This is a genomic window from Kitasatospora sp. NPDC059462, from assembly GCF_042749955.1.
GTDB lineage: Bacteria > Actinomycetota > Actinomycetes > Streptomycetales > Streptomycetaceae > Kitasatospora.
The window spans coordinates 49077-66702 of record NZ_JBHYUU010000024.1 but is presented as its reverse complement, the minus strand read 5'-3'; the positions used below and the strand labels follow the sequence as shown (position 1 = coordinate 66702).

Sequence of the window (17626 nt, the reverse complement as noted above, 5' to 3'; positions counted from 1 at the left end):
GCGCTGCGGAAGGTGTTGTGGGGGCTGTGCGGGCCGGCCGGGGCGGGCGCGTTCGGCCTGCTGATGGACGTGATCACGCTGCTGTTCGGGCAGGGCGTGGACAGCGGCCCGGGAACGGCGCAGCACCTGCTGGCGGCGCTCGGCACGGGTCTGCTCGCGGCCGCGGCGCGCTCCGGGGCTCCCGCCGTCGCCCCGGCGGACGGCGACCCCGGCGACCCTGGCGACCCCGGCGGCGCCGTCCCCGTCCCCGGCGTCGCCCCCGTCCCGTCGGCGGCCCCGGGGGCGGTCCAGCTGACGGCGCTCGCGGGGAGCGCGGCGTTCGTCCCGTACGTCGCGATGAAGCTGTTCTGGGCGTCCGGCGGCACCTTCGCCGGGGTGAGCGGGGCCGACCTGCACGCCGCCGCGGTGCGCAACGGCGCCTCCGGGATCTGGCTCACCCTGGAGTCCTGGGGCCTGGACGGGACGGCGCTGCTGGCGGGGCTCGGGGTGTTCCTGCTCTGGGGGCTGGTCCGCCCCTGGGGGCAGGTGTTCCCGCGCTGGACCCTCCCGCTGGCCGGGCGGCCGGTCCCGCGCTGGCTGCCGCTGGCGCCCGCCCTGCTGGGCGTGGGGACGCTGGCGCCGTACGGGGTGGTCGGCGTCGGCTGGTCGGCGCTGGCCACGGCGGGGGTGGTGGAGGTGCCGCGCGGGGACTTCCCCACGGCGGCGGACACCCTGCTGGTCGCCTGGATCGGGCTGGGCGCGTTCGCCGTGTACGGGACGGCGCTGGCGGTGGCGGCCCGCTCGTACTGGCGGCGCACCGCCCGGCGGCCCGGGCGGGCGTTGCCGAAACAGCAACGAAAGTTGCCTCCCGCCCGGTGGTCGGCGCAGCCTGGCGGTGGAGGTGATCGCCGTGAGTGACACGCGAACCGGAACCGTTCCCGAGTACCCCGCCGCCGACGGCCATGACGTCGTGGTGGTCGGCGGCGGCGCCGCCGGGCTGAGCGCGGCCCTGGTGCTCGCCCGGGCCTGCCGCCGGGTGGCCGTGGTGGACGCGGGGCAGCCGCGCAACGCCCCGGCCGCGCGGATGGGCGGCTTCCTCTCCCGGGACGGCGTGGCCCCGGCCGCGCTGCTGGAGGCCGGCCGCGCCGAACTGGCGGGGTACGGCGTCGACCTGTTCGACGCCCGGGTGGACCACATCGAGCCGGTGCCGGCCGCGGACGCGCCCGCCTTCGACGTCCACCTGGCCGGCGGCCCGGCGCTGCGGGCCCGCCGGGTGGTCGTCGCCACCGGTCTGCGCGACGGCCTGCCGGAGCTGCCCGGCCTGGCCGGCCGCTGGGGCCGCGATGTGCTGCACTGCCCGTACTGCCACGGCTACGAGGTGCGCGACCGCCCGCTCGGCGTGCTCGGCACCCACCCGGGCGCGGTGCACCAGGCCCTGCTGGTGCGCCAGTGGTCGGCGGACGTGGTGCTCCTCGCGCACACCCTGGAGCTCTCCGCGGACGACCGCGCCAAGCTCGCCGCCCGGGGCGTGCGGGTCGTCGAGGGCGAGGTCGAGCGGGTGGTGGTCACCGACGACCGGCTGCGCGGCGTCGAACTGGCGGACGGCACGGCCGTGCCGCGCGAGGCGGTGTTCCTCTTCCCGCACATGGTGCCCCGGGACGCCCTGCTGTTCGGGCCGGCCTGCGCGCGGGACCCGCAGGGCTGGGTGGCCACCGACCGCACGGGCCGCACCAGCGTGCCCGGGGTGTGGGCGGTGGGCAATGTCGCCGACCCGCGCGCCCAGGTGGTCACCGCCGCCGGAGCGGGCGCCGCGGCGGCGTTCGCGCTCAACCACGACCTGGTGGAGGAGGACGTCGACCGCGCCCTCGCCGCCGCCTGAACCGATCCACCGAGAGGACGGAGTCCCCCATGACCCGGCACGCCCACACCCCTCAGCCGGCCCACGACCACGGCCACTCCCACGCCCACCACGGCCACGGCCACGGCCATGACCACGGCCCGGGCACCGACGTCGACTGGGACGCCCTCGCCGTCCACCTGGAGCGCGAGGCCGGCGTCCAGGCCACGGCCGTCACCGAGGCCGCCCGGTGGCTGGGCGGGCTGCTGGACACCACCCCCGTCCGCCGGGTGCTCGACGTGGGCAGCGGCCCCGGGGTGATCGCGGGGCTGCTCGCGGACGCCTTCCCGGCCGCCGAGGTCGTCGCCGTCGACCAGTCCGCCGCCCTGCTGGAGCGCGCCCGGACGCGTTCGGTCGGCCGGGTCGCGACCCTGCGCGCCGACCTGCCGGAGGACTTCGGCACGCTCGGCGCCGCCGACCTGGTCTGGTCCGGCAACGCGATCCACCATCTCGGCGACCAGCAGGCCGCGTTGACCGCGCTGGCCGCGACCCTGCGCCCGGGCGGCGTGCTGGCCGTCGCCGAACGCGGCCTGCCGGCCCGCTACCTCCCGCGTGACCTCGGTGTCGGCCGCCCGGGCCTCCAGGCCCGGCTGGACGCGGCGCACGAGGAGACCTTCGCGGCGATGCGCGCGGCCGTCCCGGGCACCGTGGCGGTGGTCGAGGACTGGCCGGCCATGCTGGCCGCCGCCGGCCTGGTCCCGGTCGGCAGCCGGACCTTCCTGGTCGACCACCCGGCCCCGCTGGACACCCCGGCCCGCGAGTTCCTGTACGTCCAACTCGCCCGCCGCCGCGAGCAGTTCGCCGATCTGCTGGACGGCACCGACCTCGCCGCCCTGGACGCGCTGCTGGACCGCGACGCCCCCACCGGCATCCTCGCCCGTCCCGACGCCTTCTACCTCGCGGCCCTCACCGTCCACACCGCCCGCGCGGCCTGATTCCCGGGGCCCGCCCCCCGGTCAGCGGTCCGGCTTGCGGTGCCGGCCCGTCCCCCTGCGCAGCAGCGGGACGGGCGCGTCCGTCTGCGGGAACACCGGCTGCGGCCCGCCGGGCGGCTGCGGGCGGACGATCAGCGGGTAGGCCGCGGCGTAGTTCTCGGCCACCGCGACGGGCTGCCAGGTGTGGCCGTCCCACTCGACCACCAGCCGGGGGACGTCCTGGAAGAGGTGCGCCGCGCGCCGCGGGCCGGGCGCGAGGGTGATCGCGTCCCGTGTCCCCGGTGCCCGGCGGCGGCGCGCCCGCTCGGCGTACCACTCGGCCAACGGCTCGTCCTCGGCGTCCATCGTCGGCACCTCCCTGGCGGATCGGTCGGGGACGGCCAGTCTCGCCGATCCGCCGTGGGCCGGGCGATTCCACGATCGGGTGAAAAACCGATGGACGGCCGCCCCCATGAGGGAGGCGGCCGTCCGTCATCGGCCCTCCGGCGAGGGCCGGCCGCCTACGCGCCGCCGCCGAAGCGCTCGGTCCAGGTGGCCAGGTCCTCGTCGGTGATCTTGGCGAACAGCACCGGCGGCACCGTGAACGGCATCCCGGCCGGCACCGCGTCCAGCGCCCGCGCCGCGTCCGCGTCCACCCAGGCGGCGGTGCGCGCGGGGGTGTCGGCCGGCAGCGCGAAGGCCTCGCGCATCGCCTGCGCCGCCGTCGGGATGAACGGCTCGGAGACCACCGCGTACAGGTGGATGAGGTTCATGGCCGTGCGCAGGGTCAGCGCGGCCGCCTCCGGGTCGGTCTTCACCTGCAGCCAGGGCGCCTTCTCGTCCAGGTAGGCGTTGCCCGCGCTCCACAGCGTGCGCAGGCTCTGCGCCGCCTTGCGGAAGTTGAGCGCCTCCAGCTGGGTCTCGTAGTCGGCCAGCAGCTCGGCGATCTGCGCGCCCAGCCGCTCCTCCGCCCCGCCCGCCGGGTGCCCGGCCGGCACGTCGTCGCCGAACCGCTTGCGGCTGAAGGACAGCACCCGGTTGACGAAGTTGCCGAGGGTGTCGGCGAGGTCCTTGTTGACCACCGAGGCGAAGAGGTCCCAGGTGAAGCTGGAGTCGTCCGACTCGGGGGCGTGCGCCATCAGGAAGTAGCGCCAGTAGTCGGCCGGCAGCAGCTCCAGGGCGACGTCCGTGAAGATGCCCCGCTTCTGGCTGGTGGAGAACTTCCCGCCGTAGTACGTCAGCCAGTTGAAGGCCTTGACGTAGTCGACCTTCTTCCACGGCCTGCGCGAGCCGAGGATGGTGGCCGGGAACATCACGGTGTGGAACGGGACGTTGTCCTTGGCCATGAACTCGGTGTAGCGGACGGTGTCGTCCGCCTCGTACCACCAGGACTTCCAGTCCCGCAGCTCGCCGGCCGGGGCCGCGTCCGCCCACTCCTTGGTGGCGCCGATGTACTCGATCGGCGCGTCGAACCAGACGTAGAAGACCTTGCCGGCGGCCGCCAGCTCCGGCCACACGTCGGCCGGCACCGGCACGCCCCACTCCAGGTCACGGGTGATCGCGCGGTCCTGCAGGCCCTCGGTCAGCCACTTGCGGGCGATCGAGGAGGCCAGCACCGGCCACTCGTCGCCGTGCGCGGCGACCCAGTCCTCCACCTGCCCGGTCAGCTTCGACTGGAGCAGGAACAGGTGCGTGGTCTCCCGCACCTCCAGGTCGGCGCTGCCGCTGATCGCCGAGCGCGGCTCCAGCAGGTCCGTCGGGTCCAGGACCCGGGTGCAGTTCTCGCACTGGTCGCCGCGCGCCTTGTCGTAGCCGCAGTGCGGGCAGGTGCCGACGATGTACCGGTCCGGCAGGAAGCGGCCGTCCGCGTTGGAGTACACCTGGCGGATCGCCCGCTCCTCGATGAACCCGTTGGCGTGCAGCTCGCGCGCGATCTCCTGGGTGATCTCCCGGTTCTGCGGCGAGGAGCTGCGGCCGAAGTAGTCGAACGACAGCCGGAAGCCGTCGTACACCGCCTTCTGCTGCTCGTGCGCCCGGGCGCAGAACTCCGCCACCGGCAGCCCGGCCTCCTGTGCGGCCAGCTCGGCGGGCGTGCCGTGCTCGTCGGTCGCGCAGATGTACAGCACCTCGTGCCCGCGCTGCCGCAGGTACCGCGCGTAGACGTCCGCCGGCAGCATGGACCCGACCATGTTGCCCAGGTGCTTGATCCCGTTGATGTAGGGGAGGGCGCTGGTGATCAGGTGCCGAGCCATCCTCGGATGCTCCGATTTCTCCCGCACGCACCCCTGTCCCGGAGTGCCGTGACGGGCGCAGGGTCTGGGGCTGCGGAGGGAACGGGGCACAGGCGCCGCCTCCCGGGCTGCCGGCCAGAGCGACGTTCCACTGTGGGCTCCCCAATCCTAGCGAAGCCCGCCCCGCCGCCTCGCGCCCATTTTCCCGGGTGCCGTGCCGGGAGCGGGCGCCCGCACCGGCCCCCGGTGCGGGGGCCGGTGCGGGCGGCGGGGAGGTCAGGCGACGAAGTGGTCGAACTCGCCGGCCTTCACGCCGAGGACGAAGGCGGCCCACTTGCGGGGGGTGGTGCGGACGATGACGGCGTCGTTCCTGGGGTCGCGGATCTCGACCATGCCGTCGACGGTGCGGATCTCCAGGGCGTCGTCGCCCTCGCCGCCGGGGGCGGCCTTCTGCCAGGTGTCCATCGGGAGGGTCTCCTTCACGGGATGAGGTGGTCGAACGCGCCGTGCTTGACGGCCTCGATGCACAGCGCGAACGTCGGGCGGGTGGTGGTGACGATCGCGTCGGGGGCGTCGGACTCGCGGAGCTCGATGCGGTCGCCGGCGGCCCGCACTTCGACGCACTGGTTGCTGTTGCCGCTCATCGAGGACTTCTGCCAGTCGGTCATCGGGGTTGCCGGCCTTTCAGGTCCGTCATGATGCGCCGGATGAACTCGTGGGTCTCCTCGGGGCCCAGGGCGAGCGAGTCGGACTCGGCGACGATGGCGCGGTAGGAGGCCAGGTCCGCCTCCGAGTCGATGAACTGCGGCCCCTGGGTGAGGTCGATCTGCACCGTGTCGAGTTCGGGCACCGGGCCGTGGGCGAGGAAGAGGTCCTCGCCGGAGCCCGGGTAGGTGTCGACCGCGAAGGGGATCGCCCGCAGGGTGACCCCGGGGCGCTCGGCGTCGTCGAGCAGGCTGGCCAGCTGTTCCCGCAGGACGGTGGGGCCGCCGAACTGCATCCGCAGCGCGGCCTCGTGTATGAACGCCGTGAACGGCCGCCCGGCGGAGAGGACCTGCTGGCGTTCGGTGCGGAAGGCGGTCCGGACGTCGGCGTCGTGGCGGGGGAGCGGCGGCCGCAGCCGGGCGAACATCGCGGCGGCGTAGCGGCTGGTCTGGAGCAGTCCGGGGATCGAGGTCGTGTTGAGGACGAGCAGCGACTCGGCGTGGTGTTCGAGCTCGGCGATGTCGAGCATGCCGGCCGGGACCCGGCCGCGGAAGTGGTGCCACCAGTGCTTGCCGCGGTCCTGGGTCATCAGGGTCAGGGCCTCGATCAGCGGGAGGTTGGCGCAGCGGCAGGCGGAGGCCCAGGAGCGGAGGCGGTCGGCGCTGATGCCCGACTTGCCGTTCTCCATCTGGGAGATCTTGGGGACGTCGGTGCCCAGGGCCGCCGCCATGGCCTTGGACGTCATGCCCGCGTGCTCCCGCAGCCTGCGCAGTTCCGAGCCGAGCCGTTGCTGGCGCACGCTGGGCGACAGGCGTGGTGGCATGCGCGTCTCTCCTCGGTCGGTGCCTCCGGTGCAGTTTGCCGCCCCGTGGACACCGGGTCCACAAGGTCGCTCGATGGGGTGAAGTGCGCCAGAAGCAGTAGCAACAGTTGCCCCTGGAACCCTAACGTCGTCGGCACGGGGCCGGCCTGCGCCGGCAGTCGGCTCCACCCCTCAACTGGACTGGAGACAGTCGATGTTGCTTCCACCGGGGACCGGGCCCGCGTTCGACGGGCCGCGCCGCGCGCGGCCGCGCGGCGCCGTCGCGACGGGCGCGGGTCGAACATGCGGGCGGGGGCTTGACCTCGCCGCCCCTTTGGCCGATGACTGGGGTGTGGAACTCATCGGGGTGTGCGGCGGGGCGGTCCCGGCCGTGGCGGCGGTCGATCGCTGATGGCCGTGGTGTTGCTGACGGGCCTGCTGGTGTCGGTGGTCTTCGTCGGAGTGGTGGCGCAGATCATCGCGACCCGTCAGCCGCGGGAACGGCGTTCGGGCAAACGGGACTTGGCGCCCCGCAAGGATCCGTAGGGCCGGTCGCGCTCAGCCGGCGGCGAGCCGCTGCTCCAGGCGGGCGCGGGCGTCCGGCCACTCGTCGCGCAGCATCGAGAAGTACGCGGTGTCGCGCCAGACGCCGGCGGCGCGACGCTTCTCGCGGCGGTGGACGCCCTCGAACCGGGCGCCGAGACGCAGGATCGCGTTGCGCGAGCGGTCGTTGAGCGCGTCGGTCTTCCAGAACACCCGACCCATGCCCAACTCGTCGAACGCGTGCACGAGCAGCAGCAGCTTCGCCTCGGTGTTGACGGCGGTGCGCCACACCGACCGGGCGTACCAGGTGCCGCCGATCTCGACCAGTTCGTCCTGCGCGTCGAACGCGTAGTAGCCGGTGATGCCGACGGCCCGGCCGGTGGCGAGCTCGATCACGGCGAACTTCACGGCCTTCCCGGCCGCCGCCTCGGCGAGCCGGACGTCCAGGATCGCCCCCAGCTCCTCCTCCGACGCCGGAGCGCCGAACGGGATCCACCGCCACACCTCGGGGTCGGGGCCGACGGTGCTCCACAGGTCGGACAGGTGGCGGCGGTCCAGCGGCTCCAGGCGGACGTGGCGGCCGGTGAGGGTGACGGGGACGGGCAGCTTCGCGGTCATGATCCGGAACGGTAGTCCGTGAATGCACTAGAGGCAATGGTATTTTGCGCTAGTGCAAAGATGTGAGGGCGAAAGGAAGGCCCTGCGGACCGTCCGGTCCGCAGGGCCTTCCCGACGGCGGTGCCTACAGGAACGAGTTGATCTGGATCGTCTCGTCCCGGCCCGGGCCGACGCCGATGGCGGAGATCGGGGCGCCCGACATCTCCTCCAGCGCCTTCACGTACGCCTGGGCGTTCTTCGGCAGCTCGGCGAAGGTCTTCGCCCTGCTGATGTCCTCGCTCCAGCCCGGCAGCGTCTCGTAGACCGGCTTGGCGTGGTGGAAGTCGGACTGGTTGTACGGCAGCTCCTCGACCCGCTGCCCGTCGATCTCGTACGCCACGCAGACCGGGATCTGCTCCCAGCCGGTGAGCACGTCGAGCTTGGTGAGGAAGAAGTCGGTCAGGCCGTTGACCCGGGTCGCGTAGCGCGCGATCACCGCGTCGAACCAGCCGCAGCGGCGGTCGCGGCCGGTGGTCACGCCGCGCTCGCCGCCGATGCGGCGCAGCGCCTCGCCGTCCTCGTCGAGCAGCTCGGTCGGGAACGGGCCGGAGCCGACGCGGGTGGTGTAGGCCTTCAGGATGCCGATGACCCGGTCGATCTTGGTGGGACCGATGCCGGAGCCGGTGCAGGCGCCGCCCGAGGTCGGGTTGCTGGAGGTGACGAACGGGTAGGTGCCGTGGTCGACGTCGAGCAGGGTGCCCTGGCCGCCCTCCAGCAGGACGACCTTTCCGGCCTTCAGCGCCTCGTCGAGCACCAGCGTGGTGTCGGCGAGGAACGGCTTGATCTTGTCCGCGTAGCCCAGGTACTCCTCCAGCACCAGGTCGGCGGGGATGGCGCGGCGGTTGTACAGCTTGACCAGCAGCTGGTTCTTGTCGTGCAGCGCCGCCTCGATCTTCTGGCGCAGGATCGACTCGTCGAAGAGGTCCTGGACCCGGATGCCGACCCGGTTGATCTTGTCCGCGTAGGTCGGGCCGATGCCGCGGCCGGTGGTGCCGATCCGGCGCTTGCCGAGGAAGCGCTCGGTGACCTTGTCCAGGGTGCGGTGGTACGGCGTGATCAGGTGGGCGTTGCCCGAGATCAGCAGCTTGGAGGTGTCGATGCCGCGCTCGTTCAGGCCGTTGAGCTCGGAGAGCAGCACGCCCGGGTCGATGACGACGCCGTTGCCGATCACCGGCGTCACGTTCGGGCTGAGGATGCCGGAAGGCAGCAGGTGCAGCGCGTACTTCTGGTCGCCGATGACCACCGTGTGACCGGCGTTGTTGCCGCCCTGGTAGCGGACGACGTAGTCGACGGAGCCGCCGAGGAGGTCGGTCGCCTTCCCCTTGCCCTCGTCTCCCCACTGAGCGCCAACGAGCACGAGTGCCGGCACAGGCGTACACCCCTTCCGGTTGGGGCATCCTGCGTAGGCCGCAGTCTGCCCCGAGATAGACGAAGCCCCTGGCGCAATAGCGCAAGGGGCTCTTGCACCGAGAGATTACCTGAGGAAGGACCGGTTGTGTCGTCCCAGTCCACGCCTGCAACCGGCGGCCCGGAGCCGCTCCTGCTGCTCCTCGACCCGGCGGCCCGGCAGTCCGACGGCGAGTCGGTGCGGATCGCGAAGGACGTTCTCTCCGGCGGGACGGACGTCAAGGTGGCCTGCCCGGAGACGCCCTCCGAGCTCGACCGGGTGCTTTCGCACCGCGGCCGGAGGCGACCGGTCGTGATCGGTTCCGATCTCGCGCTGCAGCGGGTGCTCCAGGCGCTGTACCGCCAACGTGAGCTGGGGACGGACCCGGTGGGGCTGGTCCCGGTCGGCCGTCCGGAGGAGGTGGCGGCGGCCCGCGGGCTGGGCGTGCCGCCGGCTCCGGTCGCGGCCGCGCGGGCGGTGCTGGCGGGGGCGGCGCGGAAGCTGGACCTGCTGGTGGACGACGGCGGCGGGGTGGCGCTCGGCGGGGTGCGGATCTCGGGCGGCGGGGCGCGGCGCCCGGTGGGCCGTCCGAGCGGCTGGCGTTCGCTATGGGCGAAACTGGCTGCGGCCGAGCAGGGGACCGTACTCACCCCGGAGCGGGTCGCGCGGACCGGACCGGCCGGGCGCACCGGACGCGGCGAGCCGGGCCACGGCGAGCAGAGCTCCCGGCTGCGGGTCGAGGCGGACGGGCGGCTGCTCGCCGACGTGCACCGGCCGGTCCGGGTGGTCCAGGTGACCCTGCCGTCCGGCGACTCGGCCGGCGAGGGCGTGATGGAGATCGTGGTGCGCGCCCCCGGCGCCCTGCTCCGGGCCCGGGCGGCCAGCGTCTCGGTGGCCGGCCGCGGCTTCGGCTACGAGGCGGACGGCCACCCGGTCGGCCCGGTCCGGGCCCGCACCTGGACGGTCCACCCGGGGTGCTGGGGCCTGCTGCTGCCCGCCGCCCGGGCCTCCCGCGCCGACGGGGCCCCCGGGTGAGCAGGCTCACGTTGGACGAACGGCGGGCGAACGCGGGGCGAAGCGCCGTACCCGCCCGGAACGCGCCAACGGGCGCGAACCGCAAGGCCCGGCGCGTTCGCCGGCCGGGTCCGGACGGCGAAACCCGCCGCTGGTAAGGGGTTTTGTCTACGCGCGTTACCGGCCCACACCCGTTCAGATCCGGCCGACCGGGTGCCGGAACGCCGGGTCGGCTGGCCTAGACTCGAAGGCGTGCCACGTGGTGACGGAAGACTCAACCACGATCTTCTTCCCGGCGAGAAAGGCCCCCAGGACGCTTGCGGCGTCTTCGGTGTCTGGGCTCCCGGCGAGGAGGTCGCCAAGCTCACGTTCTTCGGCCTTTACGCCCTGCAGCACCGCGGTCAGGAATCCGCGGGCATCGCAGTGAGCAACGGCTCCCAGATTCTCGTCTTCAAGGACATGGGACTCGTCTCCCAGGTCTTCGACGAGGCCTCGCTGGGGTCGTTGCACGGGCATATCGCCGTCGGACACGCCCGCTACTCGACCACCGGTTCCTCGGTCTGGGAGAACGCCCAGCCGACCTTCCGGGCGACCGTGCACGGCTCCCTGGCCCTCGGTCACAACGGAAACCTGGTGAACACCGCCGAACTGGCGGCGATGGTCGCCGAACTCCCCGGCGAGGAGCACGTCTCCCGCTCCGGGCGGACGGCCGCGACCAATGACACCGACCTGGTGACGGCGCTGCTCGCCGGCCACCCGGACCTCTCCATCGAGGAGACGGCGAAGGTCGTCCTGCCCAAGGTCAAGGGCGCCTTCTCGCTCGTCTTCATGGACGAGAACACGCTCTACGCCGCCCGTGACCCGCAGGGCATCCGCCCGCTGGTGCTGGGCCGGCTGGAGCGCGGCTGGGTGGTCGCCTCCGAGACGGCGGCGCTGGACATCTGCGGCGCCTCCTTCATCCGCGAGGTCGAGCCCGGCGAGCTCATCGCCATCGACGAGAACGGCCTGCGCACCTCGCGCTTCGCCGAGGCGAAGCCCAAGGGCTGCGTCTTCGAGTACGTGTACCTGGCCCGCCCGGACACCACCATCGCCGGCCGCAACGTCCACCTCTCCCGCGTGGAGATGGGCCGCCGGCTGGCGAAGGAGGCCCCGGTCGAGGCCGACCTGGTGATAGCGACGCCCGAGTCCGGCACCCCGGCCGCCATCGGCTACGCCGAGGCCAGCGGCATCCCGTACGGCTCCGGCCTGGTGAAGAACGCCTACGTGGGCCGCACCTTCATCCAGCCCAGCCAGACCATCCGCCAGCTGGGCATCCGGCTCAAGCTCAACCCGCTGCGCGAGGTCATCCAGGGCAAGCGCCTGGTCGTGGTCGACGACTCGATCGTCCGCGGCAACACCCAGCGCGCCCTGGTGAAGATGCTCCGCGAGGCCGGCGCCGCCGAGGTCCACATCCGGATCTCCTCGCCGCCGGTGAAGTGGCCGTGCTTCTTCGGCATCGACTTCGCCACCCGCGCGGAGCTGATCGCCAACGGCATGACGATCGAGGAGATCGGCCGCACGCTCGGCGCGGACTCGCTCTCCTACATCTCGATCGACGGCATGATCGAGGCCACCAAACAGCCGAAGGACCGGCTCTGCCGAGCCTGCTTCGACGGCGAGTACCCGATGGAGCTGCCGGACCCGGCGCTGCTCGGCAAGCTCCTGCTGGAGGCCGAGATCAAGGGCGGCCAGCAGACCCCCGCGGTCCGCGGCAAGCCGACCAGCGGCAGCGACCTGGACGGCGTCCAGTCGCTGCTCGGCGGGGCGGGCGCGGCCGACGCGCTGCGCCGCCCGTAACGACGAACCCGCGGTGGGGTCCCGCAACCGGGACCCCACCGGCGTTCCAACCCCCACCACAGACCCGAGAGGGCCGCACAGCAGTGACTACCGACCAGAACGGCGCCACCTACGCCGCCGCCGGCGTCGACATCGAGGCGGGCGACCGCGCCGTCGAGCTCATGAAGCAGTGGGTGAAGAAGGCCAACCGCCCCGAGGTGGTCGGCGGTCTCGGCGGCTTCGCCGGCCTCTTCGACGTCTCCGCCTTCAAGGACTACCGCCGGCCGCTGCTGGCCTCGGCCACCGACGGCGTGGGGACCAAGGTGGCCCTCGCGGCCGCCATGGACAAGCACGACACCATTGGCCACGACCTGGTCGGCATGGTCGTCGACGACATCGTGGTGTGCGGTGCCGAGCCCCTGTTCATGACCGACTACATCTGCGTCGGCAAGGTCGTCCCGGAGCGGGTCGCCTCGATCGTCAAGGGCATCGCCGAGGGCTGCGCGCTGGCCGGCTGCGCCCTGGTCGGCGGCGAGACCGCCGAGCACCCGGGCCTGCTCGGGCCGGACGAGTACGACGTCGCGGGCGCCGGCACCGGCGTCGTCGAGGCGGACGAGCTGCTGGGCGCCGAGCGCGTCCGGGCGGGCGACGTGGTGATCGCGATGGCCGCCTCCGGCCTGCACTCCAACGGCTACTCGCTGGTCCGCCACGTGCTGCTGAACCAGGCCGGCTGGAAGCTGGACCGCAAGGTCGAGGAGTTCGGCCGCACGCTCGGCGAGGAGCTGCTGGAGCCGACCCGGATCTACTCGCTGGACTGCCTGGCGCTGATCCGGGCGACCGAGGTGCACGCCTTCTCGCACGTCACCGGCGGCGGCCTGGCGGCCAACCTGGCCCGGGTGATCCCGGCCGGCCTGCACGCCCGCCTGGACCGCGGCACCTGGACCCCGCTGCCGGTCTTCCGGACCGTCGCCGAGGTCGGCAAGGTGGCCACCCTGGAGATCGAGAAGACGCTCAACATGGGCGTCGGCATGGTCGCGGTCGTCCCGCCGCACTCGGTGGACGCCGTGCTGGCGGTCCTGGAGGACCGCGGCGTGGAGTCCTGGGTGCTGGGCGACATCGTCGAGCGCACCGACGAGCACACCGAGGGCGCGGCCCTCTACAACGCCTACGAGGGCTTCACGGCGGGCTGAGCCCGTCCGGTGACGCACGAGGGCCCCTCCGGCCGTGCCGGAGGGGCCCTTCGCGTCCGCCCGCCGCGCCGTCCGGGGCGGGCCCGTCGGTGCGGTCGTGCGGGAACGCCGAAAACCGGCCCGGTGCGCTGGGCACCGAAGCCGGTCCGGTCAGACTGGGAGACTACGCGCGACGGCGGGCCTGGGAGGGCCCGGTACCCGACTCGGTGTCGTCGTCCTCGCCGTCATCGGCGTAACGAGCCGCGTACTCCGCGTACGGGTCGTCGTCCTCGTCCTCTTCGATCGGCTCCGGCTCGATCGGGGAGGTGGAGGGCGATACGCCCAGCTCGCTGGAGAGACGATTGGCGTCGAACCCGCCGCTGTTGTACTTCAGCTCGCGGGCGACCTTCGTCTGCTTGGCCTTGGCCCGGCCGCGCCCCATGGGTCGACCCCCTCAACGATGGGGCTCACGGCCCCGAGTCTGACACGTGTTCATGATCAGGAGCGGCCTGCCCGAATGGGGAGAACCGTCCCTTGGAGCATCAACGGTACCTGTTTCTGCCGCTGGACGGTACGTCGTCGGTGTGACGTGGCGCGCACCAGCCGCACCCGCGACCAGGTCGTCCCAGGTCAGGGGAGGTTTTGCGGCTTTCTGTGCGCTGTCCGCAGGTGTCTCAGGTCCGTTGTTTCCGCACCGATTATCCCCCCAAGGGGGACGTTGGATCACCCGATCGGGTGCAGAAGTGAGAATCCGGTTCCACATTGTGATGCGCGGGGGACGGATGGGGACGCCCCCCGCGCACCATCGGTCGGTCACCGGCCGGTCACCGGGCCGGGTCCGCTCGCGGTCCGGCCGGGATCAGCCCCGGCGGGCGCCCGGCAGCAGCACCGAGCGCAGCGCGCTGATCTCGCGCATCCGCTTCTCGGCGAGCCGGTCGGCGGCGACGGCCGGCGGCACGCCGTCGGCGGCGGCCCGGGTGAAGATCTCCAGGGTGGTGTCGAAGATCTTCGTCGCCTTGTTCTTGGCGCGCTCGAAGTTGAAGCCGTCGATCTCGTCGGCGACCTGGATGACGCCGCCGGAGTTCACCAGGTAGTCCGGGGCGTAGAGGATGCCGCGGTCGGCGAGGTCCTTCTCGACGCCCGGGTGGGCCAGCTGGTTGTTGGCGGCGCCGCAGACGACGACGGTGCCGTGCTCGCCCAGCGCGGCCACGCTGTCGTCGGTGAGCGCTCCACCGAGCGCGCAGGGCGCGTAGACGTCCAGCTTGGCCTGGAGCAGCGCGGCGGTGTCGGCGACGACCTCCACCTCCGGGTGGGCGGCGCGCACCCGGTTGACGGCGGCCTCGGAGACGTCGGTGACGACCACGGTGGCGCCGTCGGCGACCAGGTGACCGACCAGGTAGTGGCCGACCTTGCCGACGCCGGCCACGCCGACCCGCTTGCCGCGCAGGGTGGGCTGGCCCCAGCGGGCCTGGGCGGAGGCGCGCATGCCCTGGAAGACGCCGAAGGCGGTCAGGATGGAGGAGTCGCCGGCGCCGCCGTGCTCGGGCGAGCGGCCGGTGACGAACCCGGTCTCGCGCGCCACGACGTCCATGTCCTGGACGTAGGTGCCCACGTCGCAGGCGGTGATGTAGCGGCCGCGCAGCGACTCGACGAACCGGCCGTAGGCGCGGAGCATCGCCTCGTTCTTGTCCTTGTTCGGGTCGCCGATGATGACGGCCTTGCCGCCGCCGAGGTCGAGCCCGGCGAGCGCGTTCTTGTAGGACATGCCGCGGGAGAGGTTGAGCGCGTCCTCCAGCGCCGCCTCCTCGGAGGCGTACGGGAAGAAGCGGGTGCCGCCGAGGGCCGGGCCCAGCGCGGTGGAGTGGATGGCGATGATCGCCTTCAGCCCGGAGGAGCGGTCGTGGCAGAGCACGACCTGCTCGTGGCCGTCGCCGGTGGCGCCGTCCTGGGAGTTGCCGAAGATCCTGCCGAGCACGCCGGGTGCGGAGTGCGAGGGGGCGGCGGTCTGTACGTCGGTCACTGTGGTGACTCCAGTATTCGAGGCCCGCTTGCTGTGGTGCGGGCGCCTAGGGCGAAGCGTAGCCCCGAGGGCGTCGCCGATCCGCACCCTTGACGAAGCTCGGGCCGCTTGTCCGAGGGGTGAGACGAAGAGGGCGCCAGCAGCCCGTTCGGGCCCCGGGGGCGCGTCCGCGAACGGCGCCGCCGCCCGGCGCCGGCCGGCCCGCGGCGACCGGACACTCCCGGGCGGCGGGGGGTGCGTGCGACGATGCAGGACGTGACCGTCGTGCGTACCTCCGTGCTGCCGCCCTACGCCGCGCACCTGCGGGTCTACGAGCCGCTGGCCGCCTACCCGGAGCCCGAGCGGGCGCACTGGCAGGTCTACGCGGCGGAGCACGGCCCGGACGCGCCGGAGGCGGGCCGCTCGGTGGCCGCGGCGGCGCTGGCGGAGCAGCGGACGGCGCTGGCCGAGCTGGTCGGCCGGACCCCGCGGGCGCTGCCGGAGCGGGAGAGCGAGCGGGCCTTCGTCCGGCTGGTGGACGGGGTGCTGTACATCTGCCCCTGGGCGACCAGGCTGCGCAACTGGCAGGCCCTGGAGGAGCTGCGGGCCGGGGCGCCGGTGGCGCTGCTGGACACCGCGCTGCCGCCGGCCACCCGGGCCGAGGCGGAGGCGGACCGGGAGCGCTGGCGGGCGGACCACCCGGACGCCCGGCCGTGGATCCTCACCAGCCGGTGGGAGGTGCCGGTGCGGTGGTTCCTGCCGTTCGGGGACGAGGATCGATGCTTCGTTCCCGCAGGGGCGGGGGAGAAGGAGGGGGAAGGGGTCCGGGGGGACCGGGCGTCGTTGTTCTACCTGACGCCGATGGCGCAGGCGCGCCGCCGGGTGGCCCGGGCGTACCGGGCGCTGCGCGAGGCGGTGCCGGAAGGGGAGCTGGTGCGGGGGGCGGAGCAGGTCGGGCGGTGGCTGGAGGAGTTCCATCCGCGGTCGCTGGTGGAGCTGGACTACGGGGGGCTGGTGCATCTGCTGGGGCCGGAGCGGCTGTTGGCGGACCGTTCGGCGGGGGAACTGGAGGACGGGCTGCGGGCGCTGCGGGCGGGGGACTCGGCGGAGGCGCTGCGGGCCTACGAGGCGCTGACGGTGCGCTGGCGGCAGGTGCTGGCGCTGCGCCACGCGAACTGAGCCGGGCGGGCCGCGTGCGGGCGGCCACGGGTGCGGGTGCGGGCGGGCGCGGGCCGGCTGAGGCGGCGTCACCGCTGGCCGGGGCGGGCGTCGGTGGTACTTGTAAGACTGTAAGAGTCCTACGGCCTGAGCCGTATGACCAAGGTCCCGGTTCGGGTCAATACCTGTCGAACGTGACACTACTCACTGTTGACGCGAACTCACCCCTATGTGCAAAAATGGGACAACCAGCCCAAGTTCACGTGAGCGTGCCCACTTTTGGGTGGTTCTGGAGTCGATGCGTGCTTTGCGGGGAAACGGCGGGTCTGGTCCCCTCGTAACCGAATGTCACTATAGGGTGACCGCCCGTTATGGGGTGGTCCATCGCCATCCGCCGGGCTTGAACCCGTGAGGGGTCAATTTTGGCGGTTTGGTCGATAGGGCTGGACGGATGGTGTAGTTGTAGACACCAGGACAAGCCGTTCGTCCTATAACCGACTCGGCCCGTCTATGCCATTTCGGGCATCGCGGGCCAAGGTGCAGAATTTGAAGGATAGAACCGCCCTGGTTCGGTTCTCCCGAGGAGGCCGCTCATGACCGCTCGTACCCCCGATGCCGAGCCCCTGCTGACTCCGGCAGAGGTCGCCACCATGTTCCGTGTGGATCCCAAGACCGTGACCCGCTGGGCCAAGGCCGGCAAGCTCACGTCGATCCGCACGCTGGGCGGCCATCGCCGTTACCGTGAGGCGGAGGTGCGCGCCCTGCTGGCCGGTATTCCGGCGCAGCGCACCGAGGCCTGACAGGTCGAACGCTCAAGGCTCTTTCGAAGGGGCTGCTTACCGGACTCCGCCGGGTCCGGTAAGCAGCCCCTTTGTTTGTCCCGGCGCACCCCCGCGGAGTGCGTTCTACAGGACTGTCGTACTGATGCGATCCACCCCGGAATGTTGAACTCCGGATAACGATTTGAGGGGGAAGGGGTGGGGGGGATTTACTGTGAATAGCAGTACAATTTTACATATTAAATTAGTGCCTTCTGGGAAGGGTGTCCGAACGGGCGGTTCCCGGGAAAGGCGGGTGACGACTATCACACGCACGGTCACTTGTGGTCTAGACCTAGTCCGGGTAAAAGGGCCGGAGCGGGAAACGCGAAAGGCCCGGAACCAAACGGTTCCGGGCCTTTCGCCTACGGCGATCCCGACGGGACTTGAACCCGCGACCTCCACCTTGACAGGGTGGCGAGCTAACCAACTGCTCCACGGGACCAGAGTGTTCCTGATCCGTCCGCTCCGCTCTCCCTTGCGGGCCGCGCTGCGAACAAGACAGATCGTAGCCCATGTGGGGGCCCCAGGTCGAACC

The 17626-nt window shown here is 72.6% G+C and carries 17 protein-coding genes and 1 tRNA gene; 8 read left to right on the top strand and 10 right to left on the bottom strand.

Annotation, left to right across the window (positions count from 1 at the left end; genetic code table 11):
- The 3 genes from ACFXAM_RS09850 to ACFXAM_RS09840 form a co-directional block, all read left to right on the top strand.
- Window positions 1–897, top strand: an 897-nt coding sequence (locus tag ACFXAM_RS09850; RefSeq protein ID WP_380289275.1) for a hypothetical protein, incomplete at its 5' end; no start/stop codon positions are given.
- Window positions 890–1858 (top strand): NAD(P)/FAD-dependent oxidoreductase, encoded by a 969-nt coding sequence (locus ACFXAM_RS09845; protein ID WP_380289273.1) that lies wholly within the window; start codon window positions 890–892, stop codon window positions 1856–1858. The genes ACFXAM_RS09850 and ACFXAM_RS09845, both read left to right, overlap by 8 nt.
- A gap of 29 nt (window positions 1859–1887) precedes the next feature.
- On the top strand, window positions 1888–2811 hold the full coding sequence (locus ACFXAM_RS09840; protein WP_380289271.1) for a class I SAM-dependent methyltransferase: 924 nt from the start codon (window positions 1888–1890) through the stop codon (window positions 2809–2811).
- Window positions 2812–2832: 21 nt separating this feature from the next.
- Here the strand turns inward: ACFXAM_RS09840 and ACFXAM_RS09835 are convergent, their stop codons facing one another.
- The 7 genes from ACFXAM_RS09835 to ACFXAM_RS09805 form a co-directional block, all read right to left on the bottom strand.
- On the bottom strand, window positions 2833–3156 hold the full coding sequence (locus ACFXAM_RS09835) for a DUF6087 family protein (RefSeq protein ID WP_380289269.1): 324 nt from the start codon (window positions 3154–3156) through the stop codon (window positions 2833–2835).
- Between the two features lie 155 nt (window positions 3157–3311).
- Complete coding sequence (gene metG / locus ACFXAM_RS09830) at window positions 3312–5042, bottom strand: methionine--tRNA ligase (protein ID WP_380289267.1); 1731 nt, start codon at window positions 5040–5042, stop codon at window positions 3312–3314.
- A 255-nt stretch (window positions 5043–5297) separates the two neighbouring features.
- Window positions 5298–5486, bottom strand: a complete 189-nt coding sequence (locus ACFXAM_RS09825; RefSeq protein WP_380289265.1) for a DUF397 domain-containing protein — start codon at window positions 5484–5486, stop codon at window positions 5298–5300.
- Between the two features lie 14 nt (window positions 5487–5500).
- Entirely contained in the window at window positions 5501–5689 is a 189-nt protein-coding gene (locus ACFXAM_RS09820; RefSeq protein ID WP_380289263.1) for a DUF397 domain-containing protein, read from the bottom strand.
- The gene (locus tag ACFXAM_RS09815) at window positions 5686–6549 is read right to left on the bottom strand and encodes a helix-turn-helix domain-containing protein (protein ID WP_380289261.1); all 864 of its coding nucleotides are present in this window, start codon (window positions 6547–6549) and stop codon (window positions 5686–5688) included. Before ACFXAM_RS09815 ends, ACFXAM_RS09820 begins: the two co-directional genes overlap by 4 nt.
- 537 nt (window positions 6550–7086) lie before the next feature.
- Window positions 7087–7689: a GNAT family N-acetyltransferase gene (locus ACFXAM_RS09810; RefSeq protein WP_380289259.1), complete on the bottom strand. Its 603-nt coding sequence runs from the start codon at window positions 7687–7689 to the stop codon at window positions 7087–7089.
- Window positions 7690–7813: 124 nt separating this feature from the next.
- Complete coding sequence (locus ACFXAM_RS09805) at window positions 7814–9097, bottom strand: adenylosuccinate synthase (RefSeq protein WP_380289257.1); 1284 nt, start codon at window positions 9095–9097, stop codon at window positions 7814–7816.
- A 126-nt stretch (window positions 9098–9223) separates the two neighbouring features.
- Here ACFXAM_RS09805 and ACFXAM_RS09800 point away from each other — a divergent pair, with 126 nt between their 5' ends.
- The 3 genes from ACFXAM_RS09800 to purM all read left to right on the top strand — a co-directional run bounded on the left by ACFXAM_RS09800 (window position 9224) and on the right by purM (window position 13134).
- Window positions 9224–10150, top strand: coding sequence for a diacylglycerol kinase (locus ACFXAM_RS09800; protein ID WP_380289255.1), 927 nt, complete (start codon window positions 9224–9226; stop codon window positions 10148–10150).
- 231 nt (window positions 10151–10381) lie between these two features.
- On the top strand, window positions 10382–11965 hold the full coding sequence (purF, locus tag ACFXAM_RS09795; RefSeq protein ID WP_380289253.1) for an amidophosphoribosyltransferase: 1584 nt from the start codon (window positions 10382–10384) through the stop codon (window positions 11963–11965).
- Between the two features lie 83 nt (window positions 11966–12048).
- Complete coding sequence (gene purM / locus ACFXAM_RS09790) at window positions 12049–13134, top strand: phosphoribosylformylglycinamidine cyclo-ligase (RefSeq protein ID WP_380289251.1); 1086 nt, start codon at window positions 12049–12051, stop codon at window positions 13132–13134.
- A 163-nt stretch (window positions 13135–13297) separates the two neighbouring features.
- Here the strand turns inward: purM and ACFXAM_RS09785 are convergent, their stop codons facing one another.
- Both ACFXAM_RS09785 and ACFXAM_RS09780 read right to left on the bottom strand, forming a co-directional pair.
- Window positions 13298–13555, bottom strand: a complete 258-nt coding sequence (locus ACFXAM_RS09785) for a DUF3073 domain-containing protein (protein WP_327679361.1) — start codon at window positions 13553–13555, stop codon at window positions 13298–13300.
- A gap of 417 nt (window positions 13556–13972) precedes the next feature.
- Window positions 13973–15133 carry a Glu/Leu/Phe/Val dehydrogenase dimerization domain-containing protein gene (locus ACFXAM_RS09780; RefSeq protein WP_380289246.1) on the bottom strand — a complete coding sequence of 387 codons (1161 nt, stop codon included), beginning with the start codon at window positions 15131–15133 and terminating at the stop codon, window positions 13973–13975.
- Window positions 15134–15379: 246 nt separating this feature from the next.
- Here ACFXAM_RS09780 and ACFXAM_RS09775 point away from each other — a divergent pair, with 246 nt between their 5' ends.
- Both ACFXAM_RS09775 and bldC read left to right on the top strand, forming a co-directional pair.
- Entirely contained in the window at window positions 15380–16291 is a 912-nt protein-coding gene (locus tag ACFXAM_RS09775) for a hypothetical protein (protein WP_380289244.1), read from the top strand.
- 572 nt (window positions 16292–16863) lie between these two features.
- Window positions 16864–17070 (top strand): developmental transcriptional regulator BldC, encoded by a 207-nt coding sequence (gene bldC / locus ACFXAM_RS09770; RefSeq protein WP_014137253.1) that lies wholly within the window; start codon window positions 16864–16866, stop codon window positions 17068–17070.
- 389 nt (window positions 17071–17459) lie between these two features.
- Here bldC and ACFXAM_RS09765 read toward each other — a convergent pair.
- Window positions 17460–17533: transfer RNA gene (locus tag ACFXAM_RS09765), tRNA-Asp, on the bottom strand.
- Window positions 17534–17626: the final 93 nt, after the last annotated feature.

Bases quoted from the DNA above. Each gene is read 5' to 3' on its own strand.
- ACFXAM_RS09840 (WP_380289271.1), top strand. From the start codon at position 1,888: ATGACCCGGCACGCCCACACCCCTCAGCCGGCCCACGACCACGGCCAC.
- ACFXAM_RS09835 (WP_380289269.1), bottom strand. From the start codon at position 3,156: ATGGACGCCGAGGACGAGCCGTTGGCCGAGTGGTACGCCGAGCGGGCG.
- metG (WP_380289267.1), bottom strand. From the start codon at position 5,042: ATGGCTCGGCACCTGATCACCAGCGCCCTCCCCTACATCAACGGGATC.
- ACFXAM_RS09825 (WP_380289265.1), bottom strand. From the start codon at position 5,486: ATGGACACCTGGCAGAAGGCCGCCCCCGGCGGCGAGGGCGACGACGCC.
- ACFXAM_RS09820 (WP_380289263.1), bottom strand. From the start codon at position 5,689: ATGACCGACTGGCAGAAGTCCTCGATGAGCGGCAACAGCAACCAGTGC.
- ACFXAM_RS09815 (WP_380289261.1), bottom strand. From the start codon at position 6,549: ATGCCACCACGCCTGTCGCCCAGCGTGCGCCAGCAACGGCTCGGCTCG.
- ACFXAM_RS09810 (WP_380289259.1), bottom strand. From the start codon at position 7,689: ATGACCGCGAAGCTGCCCGTCCCCGTCACCCTCACCGGCCGCCACGTC.
- ACFXAM_RS09785 (WP_327679361.1), bottom strand. From the start codon at position 13,555: ATGGGGCGCGGCCGGGCCAAGGCCAAGCAGACGAAGGTCGCCCGCGAG.
- ACFXAM_RS09775 (WP_380289244.1), top strand. From the start codon at position 15,380: ATGCAGGACGTGACCGTCGTGCGTACCTCCGTGCTGCCGCCCTACGCC.
- bldC (WP_014137253.1), top strand. From the start codon at position 16,864: ATGACCGCTCGTACCCCCGATGCCGAGCCCCTGCTGACTCCGGCAGAG.